The 9,826-nt window shown below is 30.9% G+C and carries 13 protein-coding genes; all 13 read right to left on the bottom strand.

The window, feature by feature from the left end; all coding sequences use genetic code 11:
- Positions 1–243 precede the first annotated feature (243 nt).
- The 13 genes from HNV10_RS16800 to HNV10_RS16740 all read right to left on the bottom strand — a co-directional run bounded on the left by HNV10_RS16800 (position 244) and on the right by HNV10_RS16740 (position 9,685).
- Positions 244–696 carry a hypothetical protein gene (locus tag HNV10_RS16800; RefSeq protein WP_173302579.1) on the bottom strand — a complete coding sequence of 151 codons (453 nt, stop codon included), beginning with the start codon at positions 694–696 and terminating at the stop codon, positions 244–246.
- A 128-nt stretch (positions 697–824) separates the two neighbouring features.
- Positions 825–1,361, bottom strand: coding sequence for a hypothetical protein (locus tag HNV10_RS16795; protein ID WP_173302577.1), 537 nt, complete (start codon positions 1,359–1,361; stop codon positions 825–827).
- A 155-nt stretch (positions 1,362–1,516) separates the two neighbouring features.
- Positions 1,517–1,918: a hypothetical protein gene (locus HNV10_RS16790; RefSeq protein WP_173302575.1), complete on the bottom strand. Its 402-nt coding sequence runs from the start codon at positions 1,916–1,918 to the stop codon at positions 1,517–1,519.
- 156 nt (positions 1,919–2,074) lie between these two features.
- On the bottom strand, positions 2,075–2,833 hold the full coding sequence (locus HNV10_RS16785) for a hypothetical protein (protein WP_173302573.1): 759 nt from the start codon (positions 2,831–2,833) through the stop codon (positions 2,075–2,077).
- Positions 2,834–2,992: 159 nt separating this feature from the next.
- Complete coding sequence (locus tag HNV10_RS16780) at positions 2,993–3,592, bottom strand: hypothetical protein (RefSeq protein WP_173302571.1); 600 nt, start codon at positions 3,590–3,592, stop codon at positions 2,993–2,995.
- A 409-nt stretch (positions 3,593–4,001) separates the two neighbouring features.
- Positions 4,002–4,727 (bottom strand): CPBP family intramembrane glutamic endopeptidase, encoded by a 726-nt coding sequence (locus HNV10_RS16775; protein ID WP_173302569.1) that lies wholly within the window; start codon positions 4,725–4,727, stop codon positions 4,002–4,004.
- A 259-nt stretch (positions 4,728–4,986) separates the two neighbouring features.
- Positions 4,987–5,523, bottom strand: coding sequence for a hypothetical protein (locus HNV10_RS16770; RefSeq protein ID WP_173302567.1), 537 nt, complete (start codon positions 5,521–5,523; stop codon positions 4,987–4,989).
- Positions 5,524–5,685: 162 nt separating this feature from the next.
- A complete protein-coding gene (locus HNV10_RS16765; protein WP_173302565.1) occupies positions 5,686–6,336 on the bottom strand; it encodes a hypothetical protein in 651 nt (216 codons plus the stop codon).
- A 519-nt stretch (positions 6,337–6,855) separates the two neighbouring features.
- On the bottom strand, positions 6,856–7,083 hold the full coding sequence (locus HNV10_RS16760) for a PLD nuclease N-terminal domain-containing protein (protein ID WP_173302563.1): 228 nt from the start codon (positions 7,081–7,083) through the stop codon (positions 6,856–6,858).
- Positions 7,084–7,271: 188 nt separating this feature from the next.
- Complete coding sequence (locus tag HNV10_RS16755) at positions 7,272–7,880, bottom strand: hypothetical protein (RefSeq protein WP_173302561.1); 609 nt, start codon at positions 7,878–7,880, stop codon at positions 7,272–7,274.
- Between the two features lie 216 nt (positions 7,881–8,096).
- Positions 8,097–8,354, bottom strand: coding sequence for a hypothetical protein (locus HNV10_RS16750; protein WP_173302559.1), 258 nt, complete (start codon positions 8,352–8,354; stop codon positions 8,097–8,099).
- Positions 8,355–8,445: 91 nt separating this feature from the next.
- Positions 8,446–8,829 (bottom strand): hypothetical protein, encoded by a 384-nt coding sequence (locus tag HNV10_RS16745; protein WP_173302557.1) that lies wholly within the window; start codon positions 8,827–8,829, stop codon positions 8,446–8,448.
- Positions 8,830–8,995: 166 nt separating this feature from the next.
- Positions 8,996–9,685, bottom strand: coding sequence for a hypothetical protein (locus HNV10_RS16740; RefSeq protein ID WP_173302555.1), 690 nt, complete (start codon positions 9,683–9,685; stop codon positions 8,996–8,998).
- Between the last annotated feature and the right edge of the window lie 141 nt (positions 9,686–9,826).

The raw sequence follows: 9,826 nt of genomic DNA, 5'->3' as shown, positions 1-9,826 counted from the left end.
AATTTCATAAACTTCAATATTTTTAATTATTCCGCTAAAATGAACTATTAAAATTATTCCAAATATTATTTCCGCTTTATATTTCTTTATAATCGTAATCATTTTTTTTATGTGTGCCAACGTGTTTGTGTATGGTTAGTTGCGCGTTTAAGCAACTAATTTAGTAAACAAAAACGAACGCAAGAAAATTCCGAAGGAATTTTCCAAGTAAGCAACGACCAAAGCAATTAATTATACACGTTGTTAGGCAACGTTTTTATTTATTCGGTCAACTATAAATCCAATTGCGATTGAACTTGGAACAGTTATCCAACCATAAAATAATAAACTCCAGCTTGTCATTCCAATTCCAAAAATCAACATTTGCCATATTTGAGCTGGTGGTTCGCCAAGTGAACTTGTACAATTCCCAGTAGTCCAATAACAAATATTCATTCCGATATTTAGTAAAATCCAACATAGATAATGAGAAACTGTTCCAGTCAAAAGTCCGATTAAAATTAGTTTTCCGTTTCTGTTTTCAGTCGATTTTTTGAAAATCAACTTCCAGAAATAAAATCCGCAAACGAATGCTGAAATTGGTGCGCCAATTGACAAAGTCCAATATCCATCTCCAATTGCAGAATTCGCAATATAAATTCCGAGAATAAGTCCGATTATTGAATTTAGTATTCCAAATTTGATTGCGTTACTCATTTCCCAAATGTTGCCTAACGTGTTTGTGTATGGTTAGTTGCGTGGTTAAGCAACTAAGTTAGCAAACTTTAACGAACCCGTGAAAATTCCGCAGGAATTTTCGCAAGTAGGCTAAAAAAAGCAATTAATTATACACGGTGTTGGGCATTGGCTTTTTTGATTTTCAGTTGATATCTTATTCCGTAAATCAGTCCAATTATTCCACCAATATAGCTGAAATTATGCATTGCTCCAGCAGTTAAAAAACTTTTTTGGTCAGTCAATTCAACTGATAGATTCCAATGAGCGTCTAAGTTTGAGATTATTAACTTACCAACCAGAATTCCTATAACTCCAAATCCGATTGCGATTCCTAATGTCCGAACTGTTGCTCCGAAAGCGCTTTTCCACATAATTTTGGAATTCAGTTGGAACATTCCAACTATTCCGTTTATCAGTCCGATTAAAAGTCCGAACCACCAAGTTGATAATATTCCAACTAAAGAAGCTGTTAGTCTCGGTTGATTTTCTCCCATAAAATAGAAGTCAAATTGGCGGAACTTAAATTTTGTAAAATATTCAGGTGAGATTGAGTAAGAAATTTGATTGTGTAAAAATCCGTAAATCGAAGCGAGAATAATCGATAGAAAAATTATTAAAATTAAAAGTCCAATTTTTTTCGTCATTCTGTTTTTCAGCTTGTGCCCAACGGGTTTGAATATGGTTTGTTGCGTGTTTAAAGCACTAATTTAGCAAATAAAAACCAAATAGGAAATCCGCTAGGATTTTCGTAAGTCGGCTTGAACTAGCAATAAATTATATGCGGTGTTGTAACACGTTTTTATAATCGTATCACTGTATCTTTTTTCAAGAAACTCAATACTTCTGTTGTTGTTTTCTCATAAATAATCTCATTTAACGAACCTTGAGTTTTTGAATATCTTTTCTCCAAAGCTTTGATAATTCTTTCCGTTATTAATTTCTCACCAAAATTCTCCTTATACTCATTTATTAAATTCATAGCTCTTTCATCATCAATTTCTTTCCAATCATTGATTTCCTCATACGAGTAACTCGCAACAAATTCCTCAATACTTTCTGACTTCCAATATGATTCAAGAATGAATTTATCAATTGGTGAATTTGCTATTTTATTAAACTCGTAAATCGTAGAATCTGCTGTAATCAAATTATTCTCATAATTCTCAATCAGTTTGATTAATAATTTCATCTTATTTTTCATTAATCCAATGTGTTACAACGTTGTTGTGTATGGTTAGTTGCGTGGTTAAGCAACTAAGTTAGCAAACATTTACGAACCTGTGAAAATTCCGCAGGAATTTTCGCAAGTAAGCACGTAAAAAGCAATTAATTATACACGTTGTTGTAGCCAGTTTTTTTAATCTACACCATTAAGCCATTCCTTTATAGAACTTATAAAATTATCTTGTTTTCCTTTCGGATAATCATCAAAGAATGTTACCTTATAAATGTCATTAACTTTGGATGTGTTAGATTTTTTTAATTTTAAACTTCTTGAATGTAGAACACCTTTTAATTCACTTTCCTCAAACAATAACAATATTCTGAATCCTGGGGAAGGGTCAGTTATCCAATTTTCATATTTAAAATAGCTTTCGTAATTCAAAAATGATTCCTTAAGCTCAAGGTCAAAATTATTTATAAAGAAATCAAAGTCTGATTTTTTTCTAGAATTGTTATTAATGTATGATTCTAATTCTTTTTCTAGAAGATATTTTTCTTTAATATTATTTTTATGTGTAAACCCTGCTATAAAACCAAAATATTTTCCATCTTCTTCTCCATCAAAAACAATGTCGACTGAATCTTTTGTTATTCCTATCGTTTTATTTCTTGAGTTTTTAATTTTTCTATTAGGGTTTAATTGACCATTTCTATATTCAGTCTCTGATATACCAATAAACAATCCAGCTTCACACCACTCTTTCCTAAAATCAGTAATTTGAACACCAATACTATCATTTAGTTCAAATATTAATTTACCATTTATTTTATCGCGGAAATTGGCAGGTCCATCGATTATCTCTTGGTAATGAGTTCTTTTATTTTCGGTAACTTTTCCTTTGCAGGAAATCATAAAAATACAAATGAATATGAGTAGAAAGTTTTTTTTCATTAGTATGGTTTAATTGGCTACAACGGTCTCGTATAACCGTCAGTTACGGGTTAAAGTACACAAATTTTTCGGTTTAGCACAGACGTTAGCAATTCCGAGTGGATTCGGACGTAGTCGAATCCGCCGTAATTGCGGTTATACATTGTTGTGCGTTCGTTTTTATTTTTCTCCAATCCAAATTTTCCCAACAGGGACGAAGAAAACAGTGTCTTCTGTTCCGTCTGAATAAGTGGTTTTTTCTTTTTTAATATCTGCATTTTCTATTTTGTCATATTGGTCAATTGGCCACAATAAATCATTTTTCCAATAATGAAATTCATCAAGTTTTGGTTCCCATTTAAAGTCAGAACTCATTTGTTTAGTGAACGAGGAATCATTTTGTTTAAAATCGGCTTCTGTAAATAGGTTTTCATAATGTTCAATTCTTTCTCCAAGTGCACAAACAACTTGGGATTTAGATAATCGAGGTTCATTTAACCATATTTTCAGATAATAAGGTTGGTTTATTTTGTTCAATTCTTTTTTCCAACTATCATAAATTTTTTCAAGTCCGTTTATTATCTCTTTTTTTGCTTTTCCTTTTGGTTCAGGAATTTCACTTTTAGTTAATGTCAGATTATCCCAAGGTTGTACATACACTTTTGAATAGCGATATTTGTGTTTAGATAACTGTTCAATATCCAATTCCAAGTATTCCTCAATCCAATTTTGAATTTTCGCAACCTTTCTTTTTAAACCTCTAATTTTCTTGTATTTCACGGTTTTTCTTAAATGACGCACAACGTCCACTGTGTATGGCGAAGTGAGGCGCGCCTCACGAGGAGCCATAATTGCGCCTCATTCGCTATACACGCTGATGTGTGTAGTTTCGTGTGGAGCTCACCTAGACTCGACTAAATATATCACAAAATTTTGGGAGGTGCAATTAACAGTGGACGATGTGGTGAAATTAGTAGAAAGGAAGCGTTTGGAAAACGCGATTCTACGTGCCGCAGGCAATTTCACCACATCGTGTTTGTGTATGGTTAGTTGCGTGGTTTGGCAACTAAGTTAGCAAACTTTTACGAACCCGTGAAAATTCCGCAGGAATTTTCGTAAGTAGGCAAGAAGCCAGCAATTAATTATACACGTTGTTAGCCTTTGTTATTTTTCAATTTTCAGTAATTGTTTATCCGAATGGCGAACCAATTACGTGAAGAACAACATCCGAAATAAAATGGACTATCATAGCCATTATTAAGCCATAACGCCAAAATATCCAACCAAATGTTGTTCCTGTTATCACATTTCCCAATATTATAGTTCCGATTACAATTGGTGTTTGGTCGAAATAATTACTTGACATTGGAATATGAATAAGTCCAAATAATAAAGCAGTTATTATATTTCCAGTCCATACTATTCGATTGGAAGCTTTTTTTGTTTTAATAATGTATTTAATTACCGTTACAATTAATGACATAATACCTAAACGGAATATTATTTCTTCAGTAATTCCAGCTGAAAATGATGCAAATAGATTAGGAATTGCAGAAGGATGTTTAGCTTTTGCAGTACCTATTGGAAGTATAAATTCTTGAATTTTAAGTAACCCTAGAATAAATACCCCTAAAATGATACCGATAAATATACTTGCAAAGACTATTTTTTTATTAAAAACCTCAGAAAATGGTTTTCCAGATAATTTTTCTACAATTAAAGGTGCTCCAAGGTTTGCTTTAGCAGATACCCATAATCCAATCCAAATAAGAATAGATCCAATAATTAAAGAAGTTACTCCATTTGAAATTATTGATTGAAGAATTGAAGAGTTCTCCAATTCACTAGCTTTAGAAGTTAATTCTTTAACAGCTCTAGAATGAGGTATATTAGCAATGGCTGCTATAACGAACATAGTTAATAAGCACCAAAAGTTTTTCCACCGGAATTCTGTCTGATTCTCTTGATTACGTATTATAGGTTTTGGTAGAGATAAGTTCATTTATTTGCCAAAGTGTTTTTTTAATAAAGGCTAACGTGTTTGTGTATGGTTAGTTGCGTGGTTAGGCAACTAAGTTAGCAAACTTTAACGAACCAGTAAAAATTCCGAAGGAATTTTCGCAAGTAGGCTAGAATGAAGCAATTAAATATACACGGTGTTAGCCAACGTTTTTTTACCAAAATTTCCACCAAGGCTTTGATTCAGAATCAGGTTTAGATTTGTCAGGATTTATGTCCTTGACGTGATAATAGTTACTCAAATCAATCTTAATTAACTTGAACATTTCTAATTGTTGATTTAATTTTTTTGTTCCACCTCCAAAGTCATAATTAAAATTTTCATTTTTCTCATTTACTAAACTTACTTCATCATAGTCTGTATGATTTTTTGTCATAAATAGCATAATCCATTCTCCTGTTTTGAATTCAAAAGATTCTGTTATATTTCGAATTTGATAATATCCTTTAAGCAATGGTTCAAATTTTTCAATGCCAAAAGGATAAAACAAGTAGTTAACAAAGTATGAGAATCGCTCAAAGTCTGGCAAATTTGTAAATTGAATTAGAAAAGAATCATATTTATCTTTTTTTCGATATAGTTTAATTTCATCAGTAAATCCAGTGTCAGAATACAGATTGGATAATTCTTGAAGAGCTTTTAGAATATCACTTTCTCTTACATTATCGATTACTATAAAACTATCTTTCATTCAATTCTGTTACTTGGCTTTTATAAATGTTGGCTAACGGCGATGTGTATGGTTAGTTGCGTGTTTCAGCAACTAAGTTAGCAAACAAATCACAGATAGAATATTCCGAAGGAATGTTCGTAAGTCGGCAGTGACCAAGCAATTAATTATACACGGTGTTGTCTATAGTTTTTTATACGTACTAGTTTCTTCAACGTAAGGAAATTCAATTGACTTTAATATTCCATTTTTATAAGAGAAACGATATTTTTCTCTTTTCTCAATTGTCTTTGGTTTGTCATTAATTCTCAAAGTAATTTTGTCAGAATTTCCATTGACAGTAGTGCTTTCTGATGTTTCGTTTCCATTAGTTAGATATTTTATTTGAATTCCGACATTTTCATTTTTACCAGATTCAATATCATATTTATTGAACTTTATAATTCCATTTTTATCGGTTTTCTTGATTTGAATTTCATTATTAATGGAATATTTTACTTCAAATTCAGATATAGGTTTTCCGTTTTTATCCGTAACCTCAAATATCACAAAGTCTCTAGAAAATTTATCTAGTTTCTCAATATATTCTGTCGTTTCTTCTTGAAATGAGTAGTTATGAAAAAGTGTTAATTCGTCATTTTTCAATTCCCAAGTACCCGAAAAGTCAGACCACATATAACAACTGTCTCCACGTGATTCATATTCAAAAGTTCCGTCTTTTTTCAATTCAAGAGTATCTCCAGCACGATTGCTTTCAATTTGATATTTTCCGATAATTTCGGAAGAATTCAGATTAAAAAGACAAAATATTAATGTTAACAAAAGTGTTTTCATAAATTATAGACAACGTGGTTGTGTATGATTTCGTTACGGGAAAATCCAGCGGATTTTTCCGATTAAGAACGAAAGATAGCAAATATGCTTGGAATTTCCGATAGGAAATTCCGCCGTAATGAATTATACACGTTGTTAGCTTTTAGTGCTTTTATAATTCATTCCGTTTTTTGTTTTTCGGACAGCATTTTAATCCAATTTCTTAAATTTCTGTTTTTAGTTCATTTCACAAACTAGCTCAAATTCCGACCGTTTTTTAATTCAGGTTTGAGTGAGTAATTCCAGCGTTATTATTCCAGTTTCGATTGCGCAAACAGGCTAAAAAGTCAACCGTAATTCAATTCAGAGTTTGAGTAAGCAATTCCGCAGCTGTTTTTCATTTCACGTTTGAGTGGTAATTCCGAAAATTTTTGAAATTTCGCACACAGTTTTTCTGATTTATCTACCTTAAAATTCTAAAAAAAAAATCGAAAAATAAACTAGCCTTTTTTCAATTCCTTTAACTTGCTTAAAATCTGTTTACATCTTGTCAATTGTTATTTTTTGTTCTCTACCAATTAAAAGATATAAAATCGCACCAAAAAAGTTTGTAAATAGAACGACTAATATCCAAACAATTTTATTATTCCCTTTAAATTCGCTCTTCAAAATATCTACAAGAGCAATTATAGTTGGTAAAATTCCAAGAAATAAAACAACTAATATTAGAATTAGTTGCCAAGCTCCAATCATTCCTAAATAAATCATTTTTTTCGTTTTTTAATTGTTAATTCTGAGGTTCAACGAGCATTAAAGCTAACGTGTTTGTGTATGGTTAGTTGCGTGGTTAAGCAACTAAGTTAGCAAACTTTTACGAACCCGAGAAAATTCCGAAGGAATTTTCGCAAGTAAGCACGTAAAAAGCAATTAATTATACACGGTGTTACCATACGTTTTTATTCAAATTTCATATAATTTTCATTCCAATACTTTTCTATAAATTCCCATTTATTTTCAAAGCCTTTTTTCGGTATCGGAATGAGCTTTATCTGTTCTTTATTTTCTCCGTTAATTTTGTAAATATAAATTCCGTTGTCACTTTCATTATCACATTCTATTGTATGAATATTACCGATTTTTATAGCTTTGTTTTCTTTTAAATAATACAAATAGCTATCCCAATTCGAATCAGCACAACCGCTTCTTTCATAAGAGTAGTAATAATTTGTGTTTTTAATTTTTATTGAAGCAGGAAAGCTTGAAAAGTTCTCTATTTCTGTATATATTTTTAATTCAGGATTGAAAATAAGAATTTCGTTCACATCTGGAACGTTGGTCATAAAATGCAGTTCAATATCTAAAAATCCGTCCTCATTAAAATCGGTCAAAATAAATTCAGAAGGATTATTGTCATTCCGATACAATGTTTTTTCGTCAATAGTTTTTAGAATGAAAAAGTCATACTCTTTTAAACAAGTTTTTAATTCAATTTCGTTTGCAGATAGTTTTTTACAGATAACAGGATTCTGTTCAGAAATGCTTTCTTTTGGTTCGTCAATTTTCAATTCAGGTTCGCTTATTTTTTGCTTACAAGACAAAATAAAGACGATGATTGTTAAAATGTAGAATGTTTTTCTCAAATGTATGGTAACGGTTTTGTATATGATACGTTGCGTGGTTTAGCACGTAATTTAGCAAATAAAAACCGAATAGAAAATCCGCGAGGATTTTCGTAAGTAGGCTCTCACTAGCAATGGATTATATACGTTGTTACCCACAGTTTATTCTTCGGCAACTTCCTCAAAAATTAAAATAATTCCAGTCGTAAAGCTAATGCCATAGCCATATCCATAAGATTGATTTTCTGAATTATCATAATCAAAACTGCTATCACTACCTGTTAAAGGTGTAACAGAAACCACTTTGTAACCTTGGGCATTTTGTTCATCTACAGCTTGTCGGACTTGTTCAAAAGCCTCATTTAAGTTGTGATTATAATTACCCTCTAAATTGACATTTACCAATATTGTTCTGTTCATTTTTTAAATTCTTTAGTGTTTAATTTAATAGTTTTATGTAATCGGATAAGCTCTTTTAGTTTATCAGATTTTGTGTTTTTTTCAATCCAATTTAATTGTAAGTGTCTTTTCGGTTTATATGCATTAAAAACGCCGTTTGGTTTGTCGGTCTCAAATTAATTTCTCTGAAACCAAAATGAAATGCATTTGAATTTTGTTTTTCAGCTTCTTTATATGCTTCTAATGATATAATACTTTTCGAATGCTCAAAACCTTGATTTTGCATAAACTCTTGAAGTGAATCAGAAAGTCCTTCAATTTTTGGGCTCGTAACATTTTCTCCAATATGAGAGCAATTCCCATTCAATTCCTCAAATATTATATATTTTTCACAAGACATTCCGTTCTCTTCTTCAATTCCAACAAGTATTAGATTCGGTTTTCCTAATGGTGTTACAAAATCTCCAAAATAATATTCGATAATTTCTTTATTCATAATGTTGTTCTTAATTGTGGGTAACGTGTTTGTGTATGGTTAGTTGCGTGGTTAAGCAACTAAATTAGCAAACTTTTATGAACCCAAGAAAATTCCGCAGGAATTTTCGCAAGTAAGCACATAAAAAGCAATTAATTATGCACGGTGTTGTGTACAGTTATTTTATTTATCTCACCCAGCCATCAATTAAGAATACTTTATCTTTTAATTTATAATCTTGCCCTACTTTTGGGTTCATCCAAATTTCTATTCTTGCTATATAATACTTTTCCCAAACTCCCTCGTAAATTGTAAAATCTTGATTATAGAGTGTCAATTCATTTTTTGTCACTCTAACTTTAGAACGTTCTTTCAGTCTGCTAGCAGAAAGTTCAATGTTCCCAACTTCTTCGAAAGCTCTCAAGTATATCTCTCCATCTTCTTTCGGTTTTATCCATACTATTGTTTCATATATTCCTAATTCACCAGATAAATAGAAGTTTTCATTATAGCTTTTATTTTTTTTAATTGAATCAATACTTAAAGAATTAAGATTGACGGGTTTCTCGTATTTGATATTTTTAGGGATATCTAAATTAGAAAAGAATAAATCAGTTGGATTAACAATTATAAAAAAGAATAGAATCAGAAATAAACTAATTATTAGTTTTAAAACTGCGTGAGTCCAATTTTTTCTCGATAAGTTAATTATCAAAGATATTCCTATTGAAAAAATAATTAAATATGTAATGTAAGGGAATACTTTATAAATTATTCTAGAGCCATTTATTATTCCAATCGTGCGTACTATCAAAATTCCAATTAATGCTAATAATGGAAGCCAAAAAGAATGAATATATTTATGGTAGTAACTCATTTTTTAATTGTACACAACGTGTGCGTGTATTACTTAGTTGCGTGGATTAAGCAACTAAGATAGCAAACATTTACGAACCCGTGAATATTCCGAAGGAATATTCGCAAGTAGAGACTAATACAGCAATTAGTTATACACATT

Origin of the sequence: Winogradskyella litoriviva, assembly GCF_013249065.1 — a bacterium.
Taxonomy (GTDB): domain Bacteria; phylum Bacteroidota; class Bacteroidia; order Flavobacteriales; family Flavobacteriaceae; genus Winogradskyella; species Winogradskyella litoriviva.
The sequence above is the reverse complement of the archived record's forward strand: the minus strand, read 5'-3'. Positions and strand labels throughout refer to the sequence as shown.

Bases quoted from the DNA above. Each gene is read 5' to 3' on its own strand.
- HNV10_RS16800 (WP_173302579.1), bottom strand. From the start codon at position 696: ATGAGTAACGCAATCAAATTTGGAATACTAAATTCAATAATCGGACTT.
- HNV10_RS16795 (WP_173302577.1), bottom strand. From the start codon at position 1,361: ATGACGAAAAAAATTGGACTTTTAATTTTAATAATTTTTCTATCGATT.
- HNV10_RS16790 (WP_173302575.1), bottom strand. From the start codon at position 1,918: ATGAAAAATAAGATGAAATTATTAATCAAACTGATTGAGAATTATGAG.
- HNV10_RS16785 (WP_173302573.1), bottom strand. From the start codon at position 2,833: ATGAAAAAAAACTTTCTACTCATATTCATTTGTATTTTTATGATTTCC.
- HNV10_RS16775 (WP_173302569.1), bottom strand. From the start codon at position 4,727: ATGTTCGTTATAGCAGCCATTGCTAATATACCTCATTCTAGAGCTGTT.
- HNV10_RS16770 (WP_173302567.1), bottom strand. From the start codon at position 5,523: ATGAAAGATAGTTTTATAGTAATCGATAATGTAAGAGAAAGTGATATT.
- HNV10_RS16765 (WP_173302565.1), bottom strand. From the start codon at position 6,336: ATGAAAACACTTTTGTTAACATTAATATTTTGTCTTTTTAATCTGAAT.
- HNV10_RS16760 (WP_173302563.1), bottom strand. From the start codon at position 7,083: ATGATTTATTTAGGAATGATTGGAGCTTGGCAACTAATTCTAATATTA.
- HNV10_RS16750 (WP_173302559.1), bottom strand. From the start codon at position 8,354: ATGAACAGAACAATATTGGTAAATGTCAATTTAGAGGGTAATTATAAT.
- HNV10_RS16745 (WP_173302557.1), bottom strand. From the start codon at position 8,829: ATGAATAAAGAAATTATCGAATATTATTTTGGAGATTTTGTAACACCA.
- HNV10_RS16740 (WP_173302555.1), bottom strand. From the start codon at position 9,685: ATGAGTTACTACCATAAATATATTCATTCTTTTTGGCTTCCATTATTA.